The organism is Polynucleobacter sp. MWH-Braz-FAM2G (assembly GCF_018687635.1).
Lineage (GTDB): Bacteria > Pseudomonadota > Gammaproteobacteria > Burkholderiales > Burkholderiaceae > Polynucleobacter.
This window is the reverse complement of record NZ_CP061300.1, coordinates 1,079,077-1,102,848: the sequence shown is the minus strand read 5'-3', so window position 1 is coordinate 1,102,848 and position 23,772 is coordinate 1,079,077. Positions and strand designations below refer to the sequence as shown.

The following is a 23,772-nucleotide window of genomic DNA, read 5'->3' as shown; positions in this document are numbered from 1 at the left end:
CTAGGGCTTAGCCGGGAGCCTATAAACCCAAGAAATGCTTGGCGTAACGCGGATTAATCTCCGATAAACGCAACATCGTTAATAGGTCTGCAGTATTGAAATCTGGATCCCAGGCTGGTGCGCTACAAATTTTTGCTCCCAGTTTAAGGTAACCCTTAATGAGTGGAGGTGGTTCCACCTCTAAACCACCATTAAGCTTTTCTAGTGGTAATGGCAAGCGTGGGAATGCATGAAACTCTGTTGGAGCCATTTGGTCGTTACCCAAAGAGTTATACAGGCTCGCCGCATAGTGACCACCATCGGCCATGGGAATACTGGCACAGCCCAACATGATTTCATAGCCATTCTTTTGCATGTATTGGGCTAGTCCGCTCCAAAGTGCCATGATGACTGCACCAGAGCGATAGTCTTGGTGAACACATGATCTGCCTAGTTCCACTAATTTTGGACGTAGGTGATTAAGTCGAGATAGATCAAATTCTGCATCAGAATACAAACGACCAATTTCCAGCGCTTTATGTGGAGGCAGTACGCGATAGGTACCAACAACTTTTAGAGAATCTTGATCACGAATCAACAAATGGTCGCAATAAGCGTCAAACTCATCGATGTCCAATCCCTCGGCATTTTGAGGTAAATTGGCGCCCATTTCTTGTGCAAAAACTTTGTAGCGTAAGCGTTGCGCTTCTTTTATTTCATTTTGGCTAGAGGCCCATTCAATTTTAAAAGCCGGTTTTTTAACCTTTTCTAGCTTAGGTAAGACTACAGTTGACTCAATCGCAGAGATTTGTGTCCGAGATTTGGTGGCAAACTTTTTACCAAATAACTTTTTAGCTAATTTTTTCGATAGTTTTTTTAATGAGTCGCCCTTGCTTGGTTTGAGTTTCTTCACCTTCTTTGGTGAAAAAATTTCGAATGCTGCAATTGGGTTAGGTATATCTGACATAGTTGTCCTTATCTGATCTACTCTGATCTTAGGAGGTTTTTATTACACATTGAAGACAATGGGTATACAAACTGAAGCCCACAGTAATAATGCAATGAGAAGGGCGAGCATCACCGCTGCTGAGCCGAAATCTTTAGCCCGTTTTGATAAGTCATGATGTTCAAATGAAATACGATCGATTGCAGCCTCGACACTAGAATTCAGAAGTTCCACCACTAAAACCAAAATAAGCGAAGAAATGAGGACCGCTTTTTCAAAATGGCTTATTGGTAAGAAGAATGCAATCGGTGTAAGCAAAGTACATAGAGTGAGTTCTTGACGAAATGCACTTTCTTCGAGAAATGCATAAACCAGTCCACACCATGAATTCTTGGCTGCATGCCATGCTCTTGTTAAGCCTCGATTCCCTTTATGGGGATTTTGATCGATGTGGTACTTGGTATCCAAAAGAAGTCCTTTTAAGCTAGGGCAGTCACATGTACTTCGGTTGTGGGTACTGGTTTGAGATGCTTTACAAACTGCTCAGATGCTGCCCGCCATGAGAATTTTTCAGCATGTGCACGCGCAACTTCACGAGGAATTTTTAAAGCCTGTATGCATGCCTCGCGTAGGTCTTCATTCATCACGCCTGCCGTAGAGTTGCCCAGTACATCGATTGGTCCGGTGACGGGATAGGCTGCAACTGGAGTACCACATGCCATAGCCTCCAAAAGAACTAATCCAAATGTGTCGGTTTTGCTGGGAAATACAAATACATCAGCGGCAGCGTAGACTTTTGCTAACTCATGTTGCTGAAGAACGCCCAGATAATTCACTTCAGGATATTTATCTTTGATGCCTGCCATAGCGGGTCCATCACCTACAACCCATTTTGATCCAGGTAAATCAATTTCTAAGAATGCATTAATATTTTTTTCAACCGCTACCCGTCCTACGTACAAGAAAATAGGGTGGGCTGTATTCAGGGCTTTTGATTCTTGAACCTTGAAAATATCAAGATCCACGCCTCTTGACCAAAGTACCACGTTGGAGAGGCCGTATTTTTCAAGATCATCCTTCACCACTATTGTCGGTGCCATCACGGCCATAGAGGGGCTATGAAACCAGCGGATAAAGGCATAAGTAATTGCCAATGGAATACCAGTTCTTGCTTTGACGTACTCCGGAAAACGAGTGTGATACGCGGTTGAGAATGGAAGTTTATTTTTAACTGCGTAAGCGCGTGCAGATAAACCAAGCGGGCCTTCCGTAGCAATGTGCATCGCATCCGGAGCAAAGGCTTTAATTCTGCGAGATACTTCTTTGCCTGGAAATAAAGATAAGGCAATGTCTGGATAGGTCGGGCAGGGGATGGATTTAAAGCCGTTGGGTGTAATGATTTCAACCTGATGACCCATCGCAATCAGTTCTTCACGTGTCTGCTTTAATGTTCGTACAACACCATTAACTTGTGGATCCCAAGCGTCAGTGATGATCATGATTTTCATAGCGTAGCCTCTTTAATGAATGATTCAATAGCGGGTTGATAAGTAATTTCAGGAGTCTCAATGGGTTCGCCTTTAATATGCGGCCAGTGAATAATTTTGAGTTCGCCAGTGTGTGTCTCTACTAAAGCAGTGAGGCTCTCCACCCAGTCGCCATCATTGCAATAGAGCAATCCGTCAATTTCTCGGATTTCTGCTTTATGAATATGTCCACAAACAACGCCATCACAACCACGAAGACGCGCTTCACGCGCCATGATGTGTTCAAAATCCGCTATGTAACTAACAGCATTCTTTACTTGATGCTTAAGATATTGAGATAGAGACCAATATTGCAAGCCCATCTTGACTCGCAACATATTGAAATAACGATTTACGTAGAGAATAAAAGAATATAAGGTGTCGCCAACATAGGCAAGCCATTTGGCATATTGCATTACGCCATCAAAAAGATCGCCGTGTGTTACCCAAAGTTTTTTTCCATCTAAAGTCGTGTGGATTACTTCCTCAACCACTTTGACATCACCAAATGAGAGTCCAAAAAATTGGCGGGCACTTTCATCATGATTGCCCGGAACGTATATGACTTCGGCACCTTTTCTGGCTTTTCGAAGGAGCTTTTGCACAACATCATTATGAGCCTGAGGCCAATAGAAAGATTTTTTTAATCGCCATCCATCAATGATGTCGCCAACTAAATAAAATTTTTCTGCCTCATTATGCTTAAGAAAATCGAGGAGGTAGTTTGCCTGACACCCTGTTGTTCCTAGGTGTACGTCTGAAATCCAGATGGCTCTGTAATGCATCATGAAACCACATTAAGCCAAGCTTCCATGAAAGTGTAGTGACACTTTCAAGTCAATTTGATGACAATTTGGCTTCTCAAAATGATTTATATTCAAACCATATGAACAAGACTAAGATCATAGATAAACCAAGCTCTGGCATTTTAAGAGCCGGCCTTTGGTTGCTAATTGTGCTGCACGTTCTTTATGGGGTAGTCATTCTTTTTTTAGTATTTCCATGCGCAAGCACAGCAAGAAAGCATGCGCACATTCAATCATGGTCAAAGCGTTTGTTAATTATTTTTGGTATTGAATTAGCGGTGACAAATGCTGCCGTTATAAAAAACCAATCTTTTCTTTTAGCTTCCAATCATATTTCCTGGATAGATATTCATGCTATCAATTCCTTCCACCCGATTCGTTTTGTTGCCAAATCAGAGGTGCGATCTTGGCCCATCTTTGGGTGGATGGCAAAACAATTAGGCACTGTATTTATTAAAAGAGCCAGCTCCAGACATGCTCACCAAGTAGTTGCCCAGATGAGCGACGTTCTCAAAGTAGAGCCGATTTGTATATTTCCTGAGGGTACATCTACTACTGGTCATGATGTTCGTCCCTTTAAACCTAATTTATTTGAAGCTGCAATACAGGCAAACGTTCCGGTATATTCCTTGGCCATTCAATACATCTCGAAATCAACTGGCAAGAAATCTGAAGTGGCTGCGTTTGTAGGAGATATGGGCTTATTAGAATCAATGGCAAAAATCCTTAAACATCGCAATTTAATTGCTCATTTGACATTCTTGCCCTCGGCTGCCTCTAGCCCTTTGCCTCCAACAGACCGCAAATGGCTGGCTTTACATAGTCAAGAACAGATTAGTAAATGCCTTACAGATACAACCTAAAGGCTGTATGTAATAAATATGTCATCATTTGAGGCGTAGAATAAATAATATTTTGCGAGAAAAGAATGAGCTCTAAGCATAAGCAAATGGCTGAGTGGTATCGACGTGCCCAAGAAGAAATTCTGGATAGCATGGACGAAGAGCTTGAAATGGAGCTTGATGACGACCGCCTGACACCCGATGGTGGTGAAAAGTCATCCATCCCTCGTAACCTCTATTTCCGCGAGCTATTTCGACTGCAAGGTGAACTTGTTAAATTACAAGATTGGGTTGTAGCCAATAAGGTAAAAGTAGCGGTCCTTTTTGAAGGACGTGACTCCGCTGGTAAGGGTGGTGCTATTAAGCGCATTACGCAACGTCTCAATCCCCGCGTTTGTAAGGTGGTTGCTTTACCTGCGCCCAATGAACGTGAAAAAACCCAATGGTACTTTCAGAGATACATCTCACATTTACCTGCAGGCGGTGAAATCGCCCTGTTTGATCGTAGTTGGTATAACCGCGCTGGTGTTGAAAAGGTAATGGGGTTTTGCACGGATGATGAATACGAGGAGTTTTTGCGTACTGTTCCTGATCTTGAGCGCATGATGATTCGATCTGGGGTCATCTTAATTAAATACTGGTTTTCTATTTCTGATGATGAGCAATACAACCGTTTCATGATGCGCATTCATGATCCATTGAAGCAATGGAAATTGAGTCCGATGGATTTAGAGGCTAGACGCTTATGGGAGGCCTATACCAAGGCCAAGGAGACCATGCTTGAGCGTACCCACATACCAGAAGCTCCTTGGTGGGTAGTAGCGGCTAATGATAAGAAAAAAGCACGTTTAAACTGCATTTCCCATCTTTTGAGCCAGATTCCATATCAAGAAATCGATCACCCAGTCATTACCTTGCCGGCGCGAGTTCATAACCCCGACTATTTACGCGGGCCAGTACCCCCCGAGATGTACGTTCCAGAGATTTACTGAATCATATCGAGAAGGTGATAATCTCTCACTAACCTGAGGGATTATTTATGCAACTTCACCCATCGATTACCAATCGCGAATTCAAGTTATTAATCAAGCCAAGCGGTCTTGATCGTCGTAGTCGGATTACGGCTTTAAGCGAACAAATCCTTGCATTTTGCAAAAAGAATAAGGTAGAGTTTTTCCACCTAGATAACGCCACCACTGGCTTGCGTAACATCTATTTCTTTGACACACCTGGTGAGGATTTTCGTCTAAATAATATTATCTTGCGAGTTCGCGAATCTAGACAGAATGTTTGGGTGGATGACTGGTGCGAAGTGACTCTTAAATGCAGGACCCACGACTTAGAAGAGTCCAAGAAATTCGACCCAACACCCAAGACCAATGTCAAATCTCGTATTCGCCTTAAAGAGGAAATTTTGCGTGGCGAAGATATTGGATCTAAAAGAAAAATCTACTCGAATAACTCCATCATGGATAGCGTTCCCATCGATAAGGTTTTCGAGAGAAAACTCAGTAGCGTGATTAAATTTTTCCCAAGTCTCTCTAAATTACCGATCAATAAAAAAGTTCCTCTTCGTATTGTTGGCGGAAGTACTAATAAGATTCTTGAGGCTTGTTTACCATTAGGAAATTTGGTCTTTGGAGATGGTGTTCAAGCCCATTGTGAAATTGCAATCTGGATGAAAAGCGTCGGCGATCCCATTATTGGAGAGCTAGCTTTTTCTTATCGCGTAAACGACCGCAATAGAGCAGATAGTAAATCCCATAAGCGCGCTGACAAGTTCTTCAAAAAACTTCAGCACGAACTTGAGGATTGGCTGGAAATTGGTAGCACCAAGACCGCCCTTGTTTATGGTAAGCCCGAATGAGTGATTTAGTTGAGGGGAACATCCCATCATCTGCACAAACCAGCTTAATTGATCTGTTTGTTCAGTTCCTCATCATAGGTGCCATTAGCTTTGGTGGCGGAATCATTGCTTATGAACGCATTTTGCTTGTAGAGAAGCGCAAATGGTTAACGCCTGATGAATTCATGGGTTATTTGGCAATTAGCCAAACCATGCCCGGCTTAAATTCAGTTAATTTGGCGGTGCTTGCGGGTGACCATCTACGAGGGGTGGTTGGATCTTTTGTAGCGACGATTGGGCTCATCCTGCCAGGCTCACTATTCGTATTGGTGCTTGGAATTGCTTACACGACCAATACAAATCATCCTCTGGCGAATGTGATTTTGGCTGGTGTTGCAGCTGCTGCTTGCGGACTGCTGGCAGCAATCACTTATCGCATTGGCGATGATCAATGGAAGAGCTTCAAGTCCTTAAGCATCATTATTGCCACCTTTTTGTTAATGAGTATTGCTAAGCTTAGCTTGCCTTATGTCTTATTGATCATGGCTCCAATTGCAATTTACATTTATCGACCAAGAGGCAACGAATGACTCAGTTGATATCTCTTGCGCTAAGTTTTGGCTTGCTTTCCTTGTTGGCCGTCGGAGGGGGTACTGCAGTTTTGCCTGAAATGGAAAGGTTGATGGCCCATCAATTTGGGATTGATCATCTACATTTCGTGCATATTTACAGTATTGGTCAAATTGCCCCTGGCCCCAATATGTTGATGGTATTGGTTATTGGGATTAAGGTTGCGGGACTAATTGGAGCTGCTGTAGTGCTAGCTTCTTTTTTCTTGCCCTCTAGTATTTTATGTTTCTATGTGGGCCGTCTTTGGGATCGTTTTGGTGATAGTCCTTGGCGCAGAAGTATTCAAAATGCGCTGGAACCTATCTCCATTGGATTGATGGCATCAGGCGTTTACTCCGTTGCTAAATCCTCTATTGTTAGCCCTGTTACAGCGGTCTTAGCATTAGCAACATTGATTTTGATTTTAAAAACAAAAATAAATCCAGTGTTTGTAATACTGGGATCAGGGCTGATCAGTTTTGTACTTCTAAAATACTTCTCCGCATAACACAGAGAGAGATTAGAAGGCAGCTCTTATACCCACCAAAAGACTTCTTCCTGGTTGAGGCGCATAGAGTCTTACAGCCATCGGAGAGGTCGCATAACGAATCTCTTCGTTTAGCAAATTTTTCAGCGTGAGATAACCTGTCCAATTCACTTTACCTATTCGCTCGGTATAGGAGAGATTGGCATTTAAGAGGTTGTAGCTGGGCGTTGGTCCGATTTCCCAGCTGGCGAGTTTATTTTGCTGAAAACTATAAACATAAGTGGCACCCGTTAACCAACCATTATGTTGGTATGTAAATTCAGCGCCTAAGCGTGGGGCTGGCTGAAGAGGAAGGTTGCCACCGGCATTAAATGTACCTTGAGAGGCGTCACCAAAAATTCGGCCACCTAATCCAGTTTGATTCCAGTTGTAGCTCACATCCGCCTCAATACCTCGAATTGCAGCATTTGCTTGTGATGCTTGTACAACTGAAAAGTTTTGATTGGCTTGACTATAAGCGCCCGTGTAGTAACCATAAATGTAGTTACTAAATTGGTTTTGATAAATGCTAGCTTTGCTGCGAATTAAGCCCATAGTTTTCTGAAAACTCAGCTCAAGATTATGAGAAGTTTCCGTGCTCAAATTGGAGTTGCCAATATCAAAAGTGGCTGTTGAGTCATGTGGTCCGTAAGAGTAAAGCTCTTGTGCTGATGGCGCTCTTTGCGATACGGTATAGATCAACCCAAGACCGTAGCCCTTAGCGATATCAAGCAATCCACCAACTGAATATGACATCAAATTAAATTGACGACTTTGCAAGCCGGGTGGCGCATATGAGGTTGGCACAAATTGCTGGCTGTCAACGCTGGGGAACTGCGTTCCAGAATTGGGGTTCTGGGTAACGTAGTTGTAACGAGCGCCGAGGCTGGTTTTTACAGGCCCATAACGACCTTCCTCAACCCAAAAGAGAGCGCTTGAATTCGATTTCGTTTGCGGAACAATCGCATAACTATTGGTGGATAGGTCGGTGGCATTTAGTGTCGACCCAGTTACTTGCAGTCCAAATATACCTTTTGAGCCAAGCAACTCTTTATGCGCCAATTCAACACGTGCTTCGGTAGCGGTATTGTTCCACTGGGTTGAAGCTACTCCATTATTTGTAAATTCAGTATGTTGATAATTGGTATTAGCAGCACTAATTTTGACTGAAGAAAAGCCATCAAAGGGATCATTCGTTTGATGGGCGAAGTCATAACGATTTTGTGATTGCTGAATAAATCCACCCTCAGAAGTAGGAATGCCATAGTTATGGTTCATACGCTCAAGAGAAATGCCGGTATACCCATCGGTACGCACATAACTAGCGCCTAAGCCCAAGCTATTCTGATTGCTAAATGAAAAAGGAAGTTTGCCGCTATAGGGAATATTGACTGGCTCACTAGGGTTAATAGACCAATTGGCATTGGGACCACCTTGTTCGGCGTAACCTGGAATGCGATAGTTGTTGGAGTTGCTAATCGCTGAATCAAAGTGAAGTGCTAAGGGTCCCGCAGGTGCATCTAGCTCAATGTTGGCGGTCTTTCCTTGGTTCACGGTTTCATAACTGGTATTGATAGCTCCAGAGGCTTCTTCGAGCTTGCTTGTAACTATTCGATCATTCACCACATTGACTAATCCACCGCTAGAGCCAGAGCCATACAGGAGGGCAGAGGCGCCTCTTAAGATTTCAATCTGATGGGTATTTTGCATCGGACTTGCTACAGCATGGTCAGGTGAGATGCTGGAAACATCTCCCACTGACAATCCATTCTGCAATATTTGGACGCGCGCACCCTCTAAGCCACGAATAACGGGTCTGGAGGAACCTGCGCCATAACCAGTCGCTGAGACGCCCAGTTCATTTGCCAATGTTGCTCCCAGAGTTCCGGAAAGCTTGTTTTGAAGTTCATCTCCAGCAAGAACTTTGGTGGGAGATAAAAATCCTTGCCCGTCTTCTCGGACAGCAGTAACTTCTAGTTCTGGTAAAGCTTGAGCCTGACTCTGCGCTTGAGCAGAAGACATGGCTAATAAAAACACTAGCAGCCCAAGAAAAGGATTTTGAGTAGAGTAAAACCGGAAATTCATATTCATCCAAATTCGTCACAATGATGACGATTAATTAAAACGAGGAAGCGCTAATGCGCAAAAGTTTTAAAGAATGAAAGTAGGGGGTGCTTGCGACTGATAAAACGCAAGACTATCTTGACGCAATAATTGAAGCGCATTAAAAAATTTTCCAAGCGCTTGAATATGTAAATTGGTGAGACTGTAAGGTGCGCTTGGCAGGCATCCAGCCAATGTCAACGAGTCTAATAAATGACATGCATCAGAGCTGTGATTGAAACTTTTGTCTGGAGTAGCTGCTGTATATTTTTCTATGGACTGGCTTTGAGGGTTAGCATGAGAAATGCTATGGGAAAGCCCAATCCAGTGAGTGCCAAGCAGACAAAATATAAGCAAAAAAGCTGCTAACGCAGACTGAAACTGCTTTGTATATTTGCTGGAAAAATAGGCAACCATGACCCGAATCTTACAGGATTTGCCTGCAATAGCGCTCTCGGTGTAGAATATCGATTCCGTCGGAGTGTAGCGCAGCCTGGTAGCGCACCTGCTTTGGGAGCAGGGGGTCCAAGGTTCGAATCCTTGTACTCCGACCACTTTCTCTATTTAGTTCTAGATATTTAAATACCCAGCGTTTATCTGCCCATAGCTCAGCTGGATAGAGCAACGGCCTTCTAAGCCGTAGGTCGCAGGTTCGACTCCTGCTGGGCAGGCCACCCTTCCAAGTTTTGATCAACATTCATATAAAGCTTTGCCTTAGAATGATTTGATGATTACTTTTAAGCCATTTTTTCTGATTGCTGCTATCTCAGTGATTTCCGCTTGCTCTACTGCTAAGCTAGAAGCTCGTCTTGAGGCAAATCCTCAATGTAAGGATGTTGTAAATCCGAAAACAGGCGCCTTAATGCCATGTCCAGGATCCGACAAGGCTTTTTATGCATCAGTTGGACTGGCGCCAGCTAAAACAAATGCCGCTGGCACTAATGCTTCATCTACTCCGACCTCAGCATCCACTCAATCGCCTAGTGGGGTAGCCTCAAGCTCGAACCAAGCAGAAGCAAGAGTAGGCTCAAGTAGCTCATCAAGCGCGGCTCCAGTTTCCACAATTACCCCAGAATGCAAACCTCAGATTCACAAGAAGACTGGTGGAACTCTACCTTGTCCTGCGGCAGATTAATTTCAAAATAAGTATGATGATTTATCTGTATCAAGCCATAGCCAATTAACCAACTCCAGATCGGAATGTAAGTGAAAAAAATTACCTTAGTATTTGCCTTCATCACAACAGCGCTTATTTTGGCTGCGTGTAGCAATGCACCAAAATTAGCCACTCAATCAATGCCAAGGTCTGGTTTCTTGCCTGACTACAATCTTTTGATTCCTATTGCCACTAATGAATCTGATACACGCGTGTGGAGATATCGCATCTCTGGAGTTAATCCTGGAAACTATAGTGCTGTGATCTTGGATCCAATCTATTTGAATCAAAATGCCACCAAAGAGGTTAGCGCTGATGTAATCAACAAGGCCAAGGCAGCATTACAGGCTTCAATGGTTGAGGCAGTTAACAGCCGTGGCAACATTCGTATCGTTACACAGCCAGGTCCTGGCGTAGCTCGCATATCTGTAGGTATTACTGGCGCAGAAAGCTCGGCTGATAGCTTGCAGCCATGGAATTTCACCCCGATTGGTTTGGCTATGAATGCTGCAGCCTATGCTGGTGGCGTTAATTCAAAAACGCCAGCTTTATTGGTTGAAAGCAAGATCACGGACAGCCAGTCAAAACAGCTCTTAGGCGAAGGTTTGGTAACGGTGCAAGGTGAGTCATTTAGAACGGCATCGGGATCGGCAGACTCTTTTATTGCCATGGCTAAAAAAGTGGTGCGAGTTGCTATGGAAACATCAGCAAATCCAACACCTACTGGCAAATAAGCAAATAACATGAGGGCATGCAACCTGTTTAGCTATTTAGCGGTATCTTTTTTTCTGCTTATTGCTCCATTGACTGCTTTTGCTGATGAGGCATCACGAAATCAGCAGATAGTTGAACGATTCACTAAATGCGATATCAATCACGATGGCAAGTTAACGCAAGCCGAGGCTAAAGGATGCATGCCTCGTATTTATGATCACTTTAGCGCGATTGATACTGGTAACAAGGGTTATGTAACTGTTGCTGAAATTCAGGCAATGGCTAACCGATAACCATTCATAACTTACAACAACACAGAGTCTCCATGGAGACTCTTTTTTTGGAACTTGTATGTCAATCATCTTTCCTGGATTTGAAGAAAAAAAGATTACTGTTGATTCTCCTGACGGTTCCATAGAAATTGCATGTTTAGTTGGTGGATCAGGACCGGCCTTATTGTTGCTCCATGGGTTTCCACAGACCAAGGCAATTTGGCAGCATATTGCTCCTGAATTGGCGAAAAAATTTACAGTAGTAGCTTCTGATCTTCGTGGCTATGGCGCATCATCAAAGCCCCATGGAAAGGCTGACCATTCAAGCTACTCAAAAAGATCTATGGCGGCAGACCAGCACGCATTAATGCAATCTTTAGGACATCAACAATTTTTCTTGCTTGGGCATGATCGGGGAGGCAGAGTATCTCATCGACTGGCTATGGATTTTCCAGAAAGTGTTTTGCGCTTAATGGTTTTGGACATATCTCCAACCTTAACCATGTATGACAACACCACCATGGAATTTGCAAAAGGTTACTGGCATTGGTTCTTCTTGATTCAACCAGAACCTGTTCCTGAAACCATGATTGGTGCAAATCCAGAATATTGGCTTAAAAATCATATGGGTCGCCATGCTGGCACTGAAATATTTTCTGCAGAGAGATGGGCTGAATATTTAGCAGGTGTGAGCAACCCACAATCCATGCACGCCATGTGTGAAGACTATCGTGCTGCTGCTACGATTGATTTGGTTCATGACCGCGCTGATAGGACGGCGGGGAAGCAATTACCAATGCCTCTGCATGTTTTGTGGGGAGAGCACGGTCTAGTGAATAAATGCTTTAAGCCGTTGAATGATTGGCGAGTAGTTGCACAAGAGGTTTCAGGCAGAGCTCTTTCTTGCGGTCACTACATTCCCGAAGAGCAGCCTCAAGAGTTGCTAAAAGAAGTATTGGAGTTCTTTAGAGTCTAAAACTAGGGCGCCAATTTAGGGATCTTTTTACCTAATGGTGGACATGGCATGACTATGTCTGGTTGAGTCTTTAATAGTTTTTTATCTTTACCTGGATAACTTACGCGAGACAATAAATCTTGAATTAAATTGATGTGAGTTAACTTTTTATTATTCGCATTAATCACTGTCCAGGGGGCGGAGCTTGTACTAGTCTTTAATAGCATTGCATTGCGAGCAATGCTGTATGCCTTCCAATATTTTTGGGCTTGCTGATCGATAGGACTAATCTTCCACTGCTTTAGAGGATCAGTTTTTCGGCTTTCTAGACGCTCCGCTTGTTCTTTTTTGTCGATATCAAGGTAGTACTTCAAAATCTGAATACCAGAATCAACCAATAAAGACTCAAACTCATTTACTGAATCCATGAACTGCTTGTATTGAGCTTGCGTACAGAAACCCATTACCTTTTCAACGCCAGCGCGGTTGTACCAACTACGATTGAATATTGCAAACTCTCCAGAGGATGGTAATTCGGCAACGTAGCGCTGAAAATACCATTCGCCTTCTTCGCGTGATGAGGGCTTGCCTAAAGCGACAACACGCGTTTCTCGAGGGCTAAGGTGCTCTACGATGCGTTTAATAGTGCCGTCTTTTCCAGCAGTATCACGACCCTCCAAGATAACCAAGAGGCGCAGATTACCGGCAATAATCTGGCGCTGAAGCTTAACGAGTTCAATCTGCAGTAGTCTGAGCTCGTCCTCGTATTCCCTCTCGTGTTCCTTTGCTTTAACCTTTTTACCCATTATTTACGGAAGGAGGTGTGGTGGTCTTTTTTGCAGCCGTCTTCTTAGCTGTTACTCTTTTTGCAGGCACCTTTTTTGCAGGAGCTTTTTTGGCGGCCTGTTTCTTTTCTAACTTCTCTAAAGCTTTTGTGAGCTTATCAATGAGCTTTTCTCTATCTGCTTCGAGCTTGTCCAACTTCTTAAATAGCTCTTTAATATTTTTCTTTTGGCTCATGACGATTCCTTGTTTATTTAATTTGATTTCAACCTTTTGATCCTACGATTTAATAGCATCTGATACAAGTGTTTATGACACTTTGGGAAGATATTTCTTTAATACTTTGAAGCAATTGAGTCTGTTGAATGACCAAAGAGCTAGCATTCAATAGCAATAAAGGAATAGATTTACCTTCTTGCGGAGTTTGCTGAAAAGCGGTGAAGGTCTGGATGGAGTTAATTACTTTACAAACTCAAGACCAAATGAATGAGGCTTGAAACTCATTCAAAAGGAATGATGATTTTGCTTGATTTTTTAAGCAAACTACTAATCTAAAATAAAACCCCAAGTAAATCAATTACTTAGGGTGTATTTATATTATTCCGGATGAAAGTTGTTGCTAGCCATGAAGCTGATAGTGCGCTCAAAGCCTAGGATGCGAATATAACGCCAAGCAATATCTCGATATTTGCTATCTAAGTACCCAATAGCGACTTCAGGCGTCCGTTTGGACAAGTCGATCTGTTGAATTGCACGGGCCCAACGTTTAAGTCTTGTTGACATATTTGCTACCTCCATGACCATGTAACGCATGGAAAAGAGGTCGAGATGACATGAATTACAAAATATTTGCTAAATTTTTAGAAAAAAGTGATCATTTGCCTAAATAGAGACCACTTTATTGGGATTAAGGATGTTTTGAGGGTCTAGAGCCCGTTTTAGGGTCTTCATGAGATCGTGCGCAACAGCGCCCTTATGAGCCCTTAAGCCCTCCAATTTGAGCTGTCCAACCCCATGTTCTGCCGAAATAGAGCCCTTGCACCGCTCAACCTGCTCATAAACAAGCTCATGAATCGGCTTTTCATGGGTTTCATTGAAGATTTTTGGATCCATGCCCAAGGGTGGGGCAATGTTGTAATGCAGGTTCCCATCGCCCAGATGGCCAAAATTGATGATCCTGACGCCTGGGAATTTTGTTCTCATCAATTTATCTGTTTCACTAATAAATGAATCTAGCGAAGAAAGGGGAATGGTGATGTCGTGCTTTAGATTTGCACCTTCTTCAGCTTGAGCAAGGGTAATGTGCTCCCGCATTTGCCAAAATGCATTTGCTTGACTTAAATTGCTTGCGATCACAGCATCACTAATCAGATCAGACTCAAAAGCCTCCTCCAGAATAGACTCCAATAACTGCCTTACATGCGCCTCACTTTCGTAATCGGACAGCTCAATCAATACCGTATATGGCGGTTTACCTTGAAGCGGATTCGCCATTTGAGGGAAGTGTTTTTCATTGAGATCCAATGATTCTTTCGTCATCATCTCAAAGCCCGTTAGTAGGGAAGTGGCTCTTTTTTGAAATAGATTCAGAAGCGCTATCGAAGAGACAATATTCTCGACGGCAACTAACGTAGTCCATTGAGAAATGGGTAGGGGATACAGCTTCATAACCGCTGCAGTGATGATTCCAAGAGTGCCTTCGGATCCAATAAATAAATCCCTTAAGTCATAGCCGGTATTGTCTTTGCGCAAGCCCTTCATGCCATCCCAAATTTCACCCGAGGCAGTTACCACCTCAAGGCCTAAACATAGGTCACGAGCATTGCCATAACGTAGGACATTTGTTCCACCTGCATTGGTGGACAAATTGCCACCAATCATGCAACTACCCTCAGCACCAAGACTAAGGGGAAATAGAAAACCATTTGAAGCCGCTTTTTCTTGTATGGCTTGTAAAATACAACCCGCCTCAAGCGTGATAGTTTGGTTGGCAATATCAATTTCACGAATCTGATTCATGCGCTTAAAGTTCATGATGATTTGATTGCCACTACCATCTGGAGTGGCGCCACCACAAAAGCCAGTATGGCCACCCTGAGGCACGATAGAAATATTGTTTGAAGCACAAAGTTTTACGATTCGAGCAACTTCATCGCTACTGCCTGGAAGCACTACTGCTTGGGCTTTACCAGTGAAACGCTTGCGCCAATCAGTAAGGTATGGTGCCTTATCAATTTCTTCAACCAGAATATATTTCTGATCAAGGATATCTTTTAAGCCTTTAAAGAATGATTCGATCATTGCTCGGATTCGCGCTGTTTCTTTAAAAGTTTTGCTTCTTTTTTAATCGGCTTCAAATACATTAATAAACAGATAAACCCAATAGTCGCAAAGGCAGTTTCAAGAAGAGCAAGCCAAAAATTAGCGCCTGTTTCTAATATACGAACTAAGCCTTCTGTAACGTATAGCAGTATCAGCATGGATGCCCACTGCATTGTGTAAACCTTGCCTTTCCATATCCCTGGAATGGCAAATAGTAGCGGTACACCTTTTAAGATTAACCAAGAACCTCCTGGCCTAAGGGGGGAGATAAACCACTCCCAGCAAACACAGAGAATAAATAAATCTATGAATGCCGCTGTGGCCAAAAGTTGATAGGGATTTTTTTCAAGAATTTTATTCATCATCATGCACTGATAATGCTAGCCCTTATTCATTTGAAGCTTTAAAGCAGTCTCAGCCAATCTTTTGCCTTGAGCCTTAGCTAGACGTTGCTCTTCAGGGCTAATAGGAGCTCGTCCATCTGCATGAGCAAGATGTGTTACGCCATATGGGCTTCCACCGGTACTGGAAGACATTAAATCTGGTTCGCTATAAGGAATGCCAAGTAGCATCATGCCGTGATGAAAGAGGGGGATCATCATGGTTAAAAGAGTGCTTTCTTGGCCGCCATGCATGCTGCCGGTACTGGTAAAAACACACGCTGGTTTACCTATCAGGGCGCCATTCATCCACTCCGATGAACTACCATCCCAGAAGTATTTCATTGGGGCAGCCATATTGCCAAAACGCGTAGGCGATCCTAAAGCAAGGCCAATACATTCTTGCAAATCCAAATATTCAACATATGGTGCACCATCTTTAGGGACTGACGCTTCAGTAGCTTCGCAAACTGTCGATACAGCGGGAACAGTCCGAAGACGGGCATTTACGCCCGGAACACTCTCGATTCCTTCGGCAATAAGTCGAGCCAAATCCTTGGTGGCACCATAACGGGAGTAGTACAAAACTAAAATATCGTGTTGGCTCATATTCATCTCTTATGATAAGGCGATGCGCATTATTCGTAATCCTCAATTATGGCTCTCTCTGGGTAAAGAGATCTGGGAGCGTAATCGCGGCCAAAATTTGAAGCAAATTGCCGCAAGCCTCTCTTTTACGACTACTTTATCCCTGATACCAATGGTCACTATTGCGACCATTCTGATTGGCTATCTTCCTAGCGTCATTCAAGTAAAGAATGCTTTTAGGAGCTGGTTGTTAGAAACTTATATGCCTGGTGGACTGAATCAGCAGGTCTTTATCTATTTGGATCAGTTTTCTTCTCAGGCTCGTGGCCTTACTTATTTGGGTTTGCTTGGTCTGTTAGTCACCACCGTCATGACATTGGCCGTCATTGAAGATGCGTTTAATCATATTTTCAAGGTAGAGCTAAAGAGGCCAGTTTTTAAAAAGATTCTTATTTATGGGGCCGCCACCTTTTTGGGACCCTTGCTTCTAGGTATCGGCATCTATTTGAGCGGCGTTTTATTTAGCGCTTCGGAAGGGTGGATCAAGGCTGTTTCCCTGGGCTTTCGTTTAGTGGCAACATTTGCGCCAATATTGCTTGCAATTGCCGTTTATGCGGTTGTTTATAAAATCCTGCCTTACGCCAAAGTTTCCTGGGCAGATGCATTTACAGGTGCTTTATTTTCAGCGCTTACCTTCGAACTCATGAAGTTCGGTTTTGCTATTTTTCTGAGCCATACCGCCTTCTATAAAACGGTTTATGGAGCCTTTGCCATCTTTCCATTGGGTCTTATTTGGATCTATTTGACGTGGTGGATTACCCTGGCTGGCGCTGTCCTAGTGGCCAACTTGCCAGACATTCGGAATGGCCTCATTAGGGTTATTCGTTACTAAAAGTTGCCTCTAAAGCCTTGATTCAAAGAGGTCTTAAGTCTATATTGATAACATAAATGCTTTGTTTTTCGGAGACCAAATGAAAGTTCGTGACATCTTACGCGTTAAAGGGAGCACCCTTTTTACAGTAGCACCAGATACCGCTCTGCAAACAGCAGTGCTAGTCATGAGCGAGCACGATATTGGTTCTTTGGTAGTCATGGAGTATGACAAGCTGGTGGGCATCCTAACTTTCCGCGAAGTGATTGCCGCCCTAGCAAAACATCATGGCAAGCTTGAAGGTCTTCAAGTCAGATCAGTCATGAATCAAAAACCGCTAACTTGCAATATGGAAACCGAAATTGATGAAGTTCGACGCATGATGCTGGTAGATCATGCTCGTTATTTGCCTGTGATTGATCAAAAAATGTTGATGGGTGTGATCTCTTTCTACGACGTGGCTAAATCCGTTGTTGAAGCCCAAGACTTTGAGAATACGATGCTCAAAGCCTATATTAGAGATTGGCCAGAGGATACTGAAAAAGCTGCCTCTTAAGCTCTTCTAGCTGTATTTTTCCCACAAATGACATAATGTAGGTATGTCAGGAAATACTTTAGGCCTTCTCTTTACTGTTACTACCTTTGGCGAATCCCACGGTCCAGCGATTGGGGCTATTGTTGACGGTTGCCCGCCGGGCATGAGTTTGTCTGAATCCGATATTCAATTTGATTTGGATCGCCGCAAACCAGGCACTTCGCGCCATGTCACTCAACGCAAAGAAGAAGATAAGGTCGAAATTCTCTCTGGTGTTTTCGAAGGCAAAACTACAGGAACGCCCATAGCGTTATTAATACGAAATACCGATCAGCGAAGTCAAGACTATGGGGGTATTCTGCAAACGTTTCGCCCGGGTCACGCTGATTATGCCTATCAATATAAATACGGCATCCGAGATCCTCGTGGGGGAGGTCGTTCATCTGCACGCTTAACTGCTCCTGTTGTGGCAGCGGCAGCGATTGCTAAGAAGTGGCTACATGAAAAATATGGCACTGAGTTTTATGGCTATATGAGCCAACTAGGCGAAATAGAAATTCCGTTCAAGGATGCTGCCCATATTGGTAATAATCCTTTTTTTGCTGCTAACGCCGAAATCATTCCTCAGCTTGAGTCTTACATGGATGAATTGCGTAAGGCAGGGGACTCTTGTGGTGCTCGCATAGAGGTACGTGCTCGCAATGTTCCTGCTGGGCTAGGCGAGCCATTGTTTGACAAGTTAGATGCCGATATTGCTCATGCCATGATGGGTATCAATGCCGTAAAGGGCGTTGAAATTGGTGCGGGCTTTAAATCAGTTTCTCAACGTGGCAGCGAACATGGTGATGAAATTCATCCCGATGGATTTGCATCCAATAATTCTGGTGGAACCTTGGGTGGCATTAGTAGCGGTCAAGATTTACGTGTTTCGATCGCCATTAAGCCCACCTCTAGCATTATGAGCCCCAAGCAGTCTGTAGATCTGGACGGAAAGCCAATAACAGTTCAAACGAAAGGGCGGCATGACCCATGCGTTGGTATTCGAGCAACACCAATAGCAGAGGCAATGCTGGCGCTCGTTTTAATGGATCACGCCTTGCGTCATCGTGCTCAGTGCGCTGACGTATCTACACCCACGGCCAATATTCCAGCATCTCAGCCAGGCTCTTACCGCGATTAATTTAGATTATTAGATGACGCCTTCACTACGCTGGGCCTTCGGGTCCTTTTTCTTTTTATATTTTGCTTATGTTGGACTTGTGTCTCCATATGCAAGTCTTTTTTTCTTAGATCGCGGATTTAGCGTCATTGAAATCGCAGCGCTCATGTCGATGCTACAAATTACTCGTATAGTTGGACCCTTCTCTTGGGGGTGGCTCTCAGACTATCTTTCTAATCGTATTGGCATTATTCGATTTTGTGCGTGCCTAGCTGCAATCATTTTTTTATGTATCTACTTTTTGCAGAGCTACATCGGCTTTTTTATATGGATGTTTGTTCTGCATACCATTCTTAGTAGCTTAATGCCTCTTGGTGAATCGGCAACCATTCATGCCCTATATAAAGATAATTCTTTTGATAAACGTTATGGGCGCCTCCGTCTTTGGGGGTCTATTGGTTTTATTGCAATGGTCCTGCTTGCGGGTGAGTTATTTCAGCGCAAGACTATTGAACTCTATCCGATAGTAGGCACGGTAGTTTTGGGTTTATTAGCGCTTATTACCTTTTCTTTGCGCGAACCCAAAATGGAACGTCGCAAAATGATCAAAGGGGAGTTATTAGTTGTTTTATTTAATCCTGATGTTCGCTGGTTCTTGGTTTCAGGCTTTTTTATGATCTTTGCGCATGCTTCTTTATATGTTTTTTATTCTTTGTATTTGGCTGGCTTAGGTTACGATAAATTTCAAATTGGACTGTTTTGGGCTCTAGGAGTGTTTGCAGAAGTAGTCTTCTTCTATTTTCAGAGCAAGGTCATGAGCAGGCTCGATGCAGAAGTGATTTTGCAGGCGACATTTGGGATTGGAGTAATCCGTTTTGTATTGATTGCCTTTATGCCGATCACATCAGTGTTAATTGTGGCGCAGTTAATGCATGCAGGTACATTTGCTGCCCACCATAGCGCTGCCAATAAGTTATTGCAACGATGGTTTACTGGACCTGTACAGGCCAGAGGCCAAGCCCTTATGGCAACTGTTTCTTATGGGCTTGGAGGGACTTTAGGAGGCTTGGTTGCCGGATGGATCTGGGAAGCTTCTCAACCCAGAGATGTCTTTGTAATGTCCGCATTTGCATGCGGACTGGCAGGTATGGCTATTCAGAAATTGAGGCCGCGCCGTTATCCTGCCAGGTAGAGCTTAGTTATTGAATTTTTGCCTTAGCACGAAGCTTTTGCATCATTTCTGAGAACTTTGCTTTTTGCCAGTTTTTGTCAGATATGATCATCTGCTTCAATTGATCTTTCATTTCTTCCATACTTGGCGCCTTCACATCACGTGAATCTATCATCTTGATAATGTGCCAACCAAATTGAGATTTGACTGGTTTATCAGTAATCTGACCATTTTTAAGTTGAACCATCGCTTTTGAAAATTCAGGAACCAATGCTTTTTCTGTTACCCAGCCAAGATCACCACCATTTTTGGCTGAACCAGGGTCAAGCGACTTTGCTTTTGCAATTTCTTCAAAATTAGCACCTGCTTTAAGTTGGGCGATGATAGCCTTCGCATCAGCTTCCTTTTCTACCAATATATGCTCAACGTGATATTCCTTACCTGTAAACTGCGCCTTAACTGACTCATATGCAGCCTGAAGATCTGCTTCAGCAATACCTTCCTTCTCAACAAAGTCCTCAAAGACGGCGGCAACTAAAACCCCCATACGCGCTTGCTCCAACTGTTCACGCACAATTTCTTTTTGGATAACGCCACGTTTGTCCGCTTCTTGCAAGATTAATTCCTTCGTTACCAGCATTTCACGTGCCTGATCGCGCACCTGCGGATTGTCAGGCTGACCAGAGCGTTGCACTAACTTATCTAATTGCGCTTTAGGAATAGACTTTCCATTCACAATGACCGCATTTTGAGCGAGTACATGCCCTGATAAAAGGGTGGCAACCAAAAGGCCAAGGGGAAAAAGTTGTCTTGAGTTCATCATAGGAATTGAATAATTAAATATAAAAAAGATAAGTCTATTTTAAGGGAGCTTTAACTACAGACCTCTTCAGGTGAAAGGGCAGAAATCGTTAGAGCATGAATCTCTTTGGGGATATGGCGTTCTAGAGCTGAGTAAATCGCTCGATGGCGAGCTACTAGGTTTAAACCCTTAAATTCTGGAGCGATAATTTCTAGCCTAAAGTGACCGCCTCCACTTGCAGCTCCGGCATGCCCAGCATGAAGATGGCTTTCATCTTCAATTTTCAGGCGCTGAACTTGAAATGCTTTTCTTAGGTCGCGATCAAACTCTGCAATGCGTAATTCATTTACATTCATTCGCTTGGATGCTCCATATGACGTGCAAGCCAAACACCCTGAATAATCACAAAAACTAATAGCAGGCCGGTGCTACCAAACAATTTAAAGTTGACCCATGTTTCTTCTGAGTATTCAAAAGCAATATACAGATTTAGTGCTCCCATAATGAAGAAGAAAATGGCCCACGCCATATTCAAACGATGCCAAACTGAGTGAGCAGAATTCGCCTTGAGCGTGACTTGCTTACCCATTAAGACTTGAATCCAGTTTTTTTGGAAGAACTGAGCGCTAATAAATAGAGCGCCTGAAAACAACCAATAAAGCGCAGTAGGTTTAAGCTGAATAAATGTTTTGTCATGCAAAAATATAGTCAAGCTACCAAAGACAAGAATCATTACTAGGCTTACCCATTGCATCGCATCTATTTTTCGATGGCGATAGTAGACCCATAAAATTTGGCCTATTGTTGCAACCATCGCGACAATGGTGGCGGTATAAATATCACCAAATTTAAAGGCGATAAAGAATAAGATGATGGGGAAAAGATCAAATAGAAATTTCATTTATGAATTATCCTGCAATTCTTTATTCGACATCTTTTATTGGGGTCGCGTTTTGACTAGGCTCAAAAGTCAATGAAGCAGAGTTAATGCAATACCGAAGCCCAGTTGGTAGCGGTCCATCGTCAAATACATGCCCTAAATGAGCATCACAGTGAGCACAACGAACTTCGGTACGGATCATGCCATGACTGGTATCGCGAATCTCTTTTATTGAGGATGGAACTTCTGGGGCACTATAGCTAGGCCAACCGCAACCAGCATCAAATTTTGTTTCTGATAAAAAGAGGGGGGTATCACAACAAATGCACTTGTATCTACCTTGATCCCAATGATCCCAGTACTTGCCAGAAAATGGCCGCTCGGTAGCAGCTTCGCGGGTAACGCGATACTCAATATCATTTAGGATTTGTTTATATTCTTGGTCAGTTTTTTTCATAGGGTCTCTGAGTACATATTGCTTGTTTGTATTGGAAAGTTATGAAGAGCAGCTAACTTCTACGGAGGGAAAATTAATGGGTGGGGTTAATGCATAGGATTCATTTTCACTCTGTTCTTCATAAGGCCTGCTTAATATATTGAGAAGCTTGCTTATCTCAGTAAAGTCTTTTTTCTGGGCCTTTTCAATCGCAACTTGTGCCAAATGATTTCGTAGGATGTATTTTGGGTTGATCTGATTCATCATTTCTTGGCGTTGACGATCATCGCTCGATTCATTTTTTAAGCGCTCAATGTAATCGTTAAACCACTTATCAATTTCCTCTCGATTTATAAAATCATCTCTGAGGGAGATCTGTGACAGAGAGGTAGTTGCGCGCAAACTTCCAAGACCTCGAAAGAAGTTCGTGAAATCAACCTTTGAATCGTGCATAGACTGCAGCAGCCTTTCGAGCAGGGCGATATCACCCTCTTGAGAAGTAAAGAGCCCCAGCTTTTTTCTAAATAGGTCTTGCCAAGCTTGAGCATAAATTACTGGAAAGTCTTCAAGAGCAGCGCGTAAAAGGTTCTGCGAATCATCCCCAGAATGGATCTCAACTAATGGAATCATCGCGCTAGCAAGACATGCCATATTCCAATGCATGATCTGTGGTTGTCGATGGTAGGCATACCTACCTCCTTGATCACTATGATTGCAGATATGATCAATTTGAAATCGATCTAGAAAGCCAAAAGGGCCATAGTCAATTGTTAAGCCAAGTGCGCTGATATTGTCGCTATTGAGCACTCCATGACAGAATCCAATCGATTGCCATTGCGCAACTAATTTTGCATTGCGCTCAGAAATTGCCTTAAACAAAACAAGGTATGGATTTTTAGCTTGAAGACAGTTGGGATAATGCTGCTCTATCAGTGAATCAGCAAGCTCTTTCAAGCGTTCAATATTTTGTAAGGAAGCAAAATGCTCAAAATGTCCGATTCGGATAAAACTTGGAGCTAGTCGAGCGCATACTGCGGCAGTCTCTACTGCCTCCCTCCGAACTGGTAAATCAGAACCAACAACCGACAATGCTCTTGTAGTTGGAATTCCCAATGAATGCATCGCCTCACTACAGAGAAACTCTCTAATAGACGATCTGAGAACAGCGCGACCATCACCCATGCGTGAAAATCGAGTTTTGCCAGCACCTTTTAACTGTAATTCTTGCCCGTCAATCTCGCCCAGCAAAATGGCGCGACCATCACCGAGTTGTCCGGCCCAAACCCCAAACTGATGGCCGCTATAGACGGTGGCAATTGGATTTGAGAATTGATGATTGGTGGTGCTTAACTCATTACCCCCTAAAACCTGTAGCCAAGATTGGTCAACAGGCAAAGAATTAACATCAAGGGGAATATTGGCTAATTTGGCTGCTGATGGTGAAAATGCAACCCAATACGGATCAGGAATCGGGGTCGGCAGGGTGGTTTGGCAAACATCATCGCCACTTAAAGTAAAAGCCATGAAGTCTATTCTAGGAGTATTTCCAAAATTTCGTACATCCC

At 43.3% G+C, this 23,772-nt stretch carries 30 protein-coding genes and 2 tRNA genes; 15 read left to right on the top strand and 17 right to left on the bottom strand.

Annotated elements, in window-relative coordinates:
* Positions 1-19: 19 nt before the first annotated feature.
* Genes FD973_RS05810 through FD973_RS05795 form a run of 4 tightly spaced genes read right to left on the bottom strand, consistent with a single transcriptional unit; the run spans position 20 to position 3,236 of the window.
* Entirely contained in the window at positions 20-946 is a 927-nt protein-coding gene (locus tag FD973_RS05810) for a GNAT family N-acetyltransferase (protein WP_251368727.1), read from the bottom strand.
* A 42-nt stretch (positions 947-988) separates the two neighbouring features.
* The gene (locus tag FD973_RS05805; protein ID WP_215322398.1) at positions 989-1,393 is read right to left on the bottom strand and encodes a diacylglycerol kinase; all 405 of its coding nucleotides are present in this window, start codon (positions 1,391-1,393) and stop codon (positions 989-991) included.
* Positions 1,394-1,404: 11 nt separating this feature from the next.
* Entirely contained in the window at positions 1,405-2,433 is a 1,029-nt protein-coding gene (locus FD973_RS05800) for a glycosyltransferase family 1 protein (RefSeq protein ID WP_215322397.1), read from the bottom strand.
* Positions 2,430-3,236 carry a UDP-2,3-diacylglucosamine diphosphatase gene (locus FD973_RS05795; RefSeq protein ID WP_215324731.1) on the bottom strand — a complete coding sequence of 269 codons (807 nt, stop codon included), beginning with the start codon at positions 3,234-3,236 and terminating at the stop codon, positions 2,430-2,432. The genes FD973_RS05800 and FD973_RS05795 overlap by 4 nt, the downstream gene beginning before the upstream one ends.
* A gap of 101 nt (positions 3,237-3,337) precedes the next feature.
* On the opposite strand from FD973_RS05795, the gene FD973_RS05790 reads away from it, so the two are divergent.
* The 5 genes from FD973_RS05790 (at position 3,338) to FD973_RS05770 (ending at position 7,062) form a co-directional block, all read left to right on the top strand.
* A complete protein-coding gene (locus FD973_RS05790) occupies positions 3,338-4,120 on the top strand; it encodes a 1-acyl-sn-glycerol-3-phosphate acyltransferase (RefSeq protein ID WP_215322396.1) in 783 nt (260 codons plus the stop codon).
* Between the two features lie 65 nt (positions 4,121-4,185).
* A complete protein-coding gene (ppk2, locus tag FD973_RS05785; RefSeq protein WP_215322395.1) occupies positions 4,186-5,091 on the top strand; it encodes a polyphosphate kinase 2 in 906 nt (301 codons plus the stop codon).
* A 47-nt stretch (positions 5,092-5,138) separates the two neighbouring features.
* A complete protein-coding gene (locus tag FD973_RS05780; RefSeq protein WP_215322394.1) occupies positions 5,139-5,966 on the top strand; it encodes a hypothetical protein in 828 nt (275 codons plus the stop codon).
* Positions 5,963-6,535 carry a chromate transporter gene (locus tag FD973_RS05775; protein ID WP_215322393.1) on the top strand — a complete coding sequence of 191 codons (573 nt, stop codon included), beginning with the start codon at positions 5,963-5,965 and terminating at the stop codon, positions 6,533-6,535. The genes FD973_RS05780 and FD973_RS05775 overlap by 4 nt, the downstream gene beginning before the upstream one ends.
* Positions 6,532-7,062 carry a chromate transporter gene (locus tag FD973_RS05770; RefSeq protein WP_215322392.1) on the top strand — a complete coding sequence of 177 codons (531 nt, stop codon included), beginning with the start codon at positions 6,532-6,534 and terminating at the stop codon, positions 7,060-7,062. Before FD973_RS05775 ends, FD973_RS05770 begins: the two co-directional genes overlap by 4 nt.
* A 12-nt stretch (positions 7,063-7,074) precedes the next feature.
* On the opposite strand, the gene FD973_RS05765 is transcribed toward FD973_RS05770, so the two are convergent.
* Together FD973_RS05765 and FD973_RS05760 are read right to left on the bottom strand one after the other, a co-directional pair.
* The gene (locus FD973_RS05765) at positions 7,075-9,102 is read right to left on the bottom strand and encodes a TonB-dependent receptor (protein WP_215322391.1); all 2,028 of its coding nucleotides are present in this window, start codon (positions 9,100-9,102) and stop codon (positions 7,075-7,077) included.
* 129 nt (positions 9,103-9,231) lie between these two features.
* On the bottom strand, positions 9,232-9,600 hold the full coding sequence (locus FD973_RS05760; protein WP_215322390.1) for a hypothetical protein: 369 nt from the start codon (positions 9,598-9,600) through the stop codon (positions 9,232-9,234).
* A gap of 60 nt (positions 9,601-9,660) precedes the next feature.
* Here FD973_RS05760 and FD973_RS05755 point away from each other — a divergent pair.
* From FD973_RS05755 to FD973_RS05730, 6 genes are all read left to right on the top strand, one after another.
* A tRNA-Pro gene (locus FD973_RS05755) sits at positions 9,661-9,737 on the top strand.
* A 43-nt stretch (positions 9,738-9,780) separates the two neighbouring features.
* Positions 9,781-9,857 (top strand) — tRNA-Arg (locus FD973_RS05750).
* 53 nt (positions 9,858-9,910) lie between these two features.
* Complete coding sequence (locus FD973_RS05745; protein ID WP_215322389.1) at positions 9,911-10,318, top strand: hypothetical protein; 408 nt, start codon at positions 9,911-9,913, stop codon at positions 10,316-10,318.
* A gap of 71 nt (positions 10,319-10,389) precedes the next feature.
* Positions 10,390-11,073: a DUF3313 domain-containing protein gene (locus FD973_RS05740; protein ID WP_215322388.1), complete on the top strand. Its 684-nt coding sequence runs from the start codon at positions 10,390-10,392 to the stop codon at positions 11,071-11,073.
* 9 nt (positions 11,074-11,082) lie between these two features.
* On the top strand, positions 11,083-11,346 hold the full coding sequence (locus FD973_RS11055; protein WP_251368726.1) for an EF-hand domain-containing protein: 264 nt from the start codon (positions 11,083-11,085) through the stop codon (positions 11,344-11,346).
* Between the two features lie 58 nt (positions 11,347-11,404).
* Positions 11,405-12,301 (top strand): alpha/beta fold hydrolase, encoded by an 897-nt coding sequence (locus FD973_RS05730; protein WP_215322387.1) that lies wholly within the window; start codon positions 11,405-11,407, stop codon positions 12,299-12,301.
* Between the two features lie 2 nt (positions 12,302-12,303).
* On the opposite strand, the gene ppk2 (FD973_RS05725) is transcribed toward FD973_RS05730, so the two are convergent.
* The 6 genes from ppk2 (FD973_RS05725) to wrbA all read right to left on the bottom strand — a co-directional run bounded on the left by ppk2 (FD973_RS05725) (position 12,304) and on the right by wrbA (position 16,374).
* Complete coding sequence (ppk2, locus tag FD973_RS05725; RefSeq protein WP_215322386.1) at positions 12,304-13,086, bottom strand: polyphosphate kinase 2; 783 nt, start codon at positions 13,084-13,086, stop codon at positions 12,304-12,306.
* Positions 13,079-13,300, bottom strand: a complete 222-nt coding sequence (locus FD973_RS05720; protein ID WP_215322385.1) for a hypothetical protein — start codon at positions 13,298-13,300, stop codon at positions 13,079-13,081. The genes ppk2 (FD973_RS05725) and FD973_RS05720 overlap by 8 nt, the downstream gene beginning before the upstream one ends.
* A 360-nt stretch (positions 13,301-13,660) precedes the next feature.
* Positions 13,661-13,846: a hypothetical protein gene (locus FD973_RS05715; RefSeq protein ID WP_015420997.1), complete on the bottom strand. Its 186-nt coding sequence runs from the start codon at positions 13,844-13,846 to the stop codon at positions 13,661-13,663.
* A gap of 99 nt (positions 13,847-13,945) precedes the next feature.
* The gene (locus FD973_RS05710) at positions 13,946-15,364 is read right to left on the bottom strand and encodes an FAD-binding oxidoreductase (protein ID WP_215322384.1); all 1,419 of its coding nucleotides are present in this window, start codon (positions 15,362-15,364) and stop codon (positions 13,946-13,948) included.
* Complete coding sequence (locus tag FD973_RS05705; RefSeq protein ID WP_215324729.1) at positions 15,361-15,750, bottom strand: DUF2069 domain-containing protein; 390 nt, start codon at positions 15,748-15,750, stop codon at positions 15,361-15,363. The genes FD973_RS05710 and FD973_RS05705 overlap by 4 nt, the downstream gene beginning before the upstream one ends.
* A gap of 15 nt (positions 15,751-15,765) precedes the next feature.
* Positions 15,766-16,374: an NAD(P)H:quinone oxidoreductase gene (gene wrbA, locus FD973_RS05700; RefSeq protein WP_215322383.1), complete on the bottom strand. Its 609-nt coding sequence runs from the start codon at positions 16,372-16,374 to the stop codon at positions 15,766-15,768.
* 22 nt (positions 16,375-16,396) lie between these two features.
* Here wrbA and FD973_RS05695 point away from each other — a divergent pair, with 22 nt between their 5' ends.
* The 4 genes from FD973_RS05695 to FD973_RS05680 all read left to right on the top strand — a co-directional run bounded on the left by FD973_RS05695 (position 16,397) and on the right by FD973_RS05680 (position 20,110).
* Positions 16,397-17,245 (top strand): YhjD/YihY/BrkB family envelope integrity protein, encoded by an 849-nt coding sequence (locus FD973_RS05695; RefSeq protein ID WP_215324638.1) that lies wholly within the window; start codon positions 16,397-16,399, stop codon positions 17,243-17,245.
* 79 nt (positions 17,246-17,324) lie between these two features.
* Positions 17,325-17,780 (top strand): CBS domain-containing protein, encoded by a 456-nt coding sequence (locus FD973_RS05690; protein WP_215324637.1) that lies wholly within the window; start codon positions 17,325-17,327, stop codon positions 17,778-17,780.
* Positions 17,781-17,823: 43 nt separating this feature from the next.
* Positions 17,824-18,939, top strand: a complete 1,116-nt coding sequence (aroC, locus tag FD973_RS05685) for a chorismate synthase (protein WP_215324636.1) — start codon at positions 17,824-17,826, stop codon at positions 18,937-18,939.
* 13 nt (positions 18,940-18,952) lie between these two features.
* Positions 18,953-20,110 (top strand): MFS transporter, encoded by a 1,158-nt coding sequence (locus FD973_RS05680; protein WP_215324635.1) that lies wholly within the window; start codon positions 18,953-18,955, stop codon positions 20,108-20,110.
* A gap of 7 nt (positions 20,111-20,117) precedes the next feature.
* Here FD973_RS05680 and FD973_RS05675 read toward each other — a convergent pair whose 3' ends face one another.
* Genes FD973_RS05675 through FD973_RS05655 form a run of 5 tightly spaced genes read right to left on the bottom strand, consistent with a single transcriptional unit; the run spans position 20,118 to position 23,731 of the window.
* Positions 20,118-20,909, bottom strand: coding sequence for a peptidylprolyl isomerase (locus FD973_RS05675; RefSeq protein ID WP_215324728.1), 792 nt, complete (start codon positions 20,907-20,909; stop codon positions 20,118-20,120).
* Between the two features lie 53 nt (positions 20,910-20,962).
* Entirely contained in the window at positions 20,963-21,247 is a 285-nt protein-coding gene (locus FD973_RS05670) for a BolA family protein (protein WP_215324634.1), read from the bottom strand.
* Positions 21,244-21,792: a septation protein A gene (locus tag FD973_RS05665; RefSeq protein ID WP_215324633.1), complete on the bottom strand. Its 549-nt coding sequence runs from the start codon at positions 21,790-21,792 to the stop codon at positions 21,244-21,246. The genes FD973_RS05670 and FD973_RS05665 overlap by 4 nt, the downstream gene beginning before the upstream one ends.
* A 22-nt stretch (positions 21,793-21,814) precedes the next feature.
* A complete protein-coding gene (gene msrB, locus FD973_RS05660; protein WP_215324632.1) occupies positions 21,815-22,228 on the bottom strand; it encodes a peptide-methionine (R)-S-oxide reductase MsrB in 414 nt (137 codons plus the stop codon).
* A gap of 39 nt (positions 22,229-22,267) precedes the next feature.
* Complete coding sequence (locus tag FD973_RS05655) at positions 22,268-23,731, bottom strand: YdiU family protein (protein WP_215324631.1); 1,464 nt, start codon at positions 23,729-23,731, stop codon at positions 22,268-22,270.
* Between the last annotated feature and the right edge of the window lie 41 nt (positions 23,732-23,772).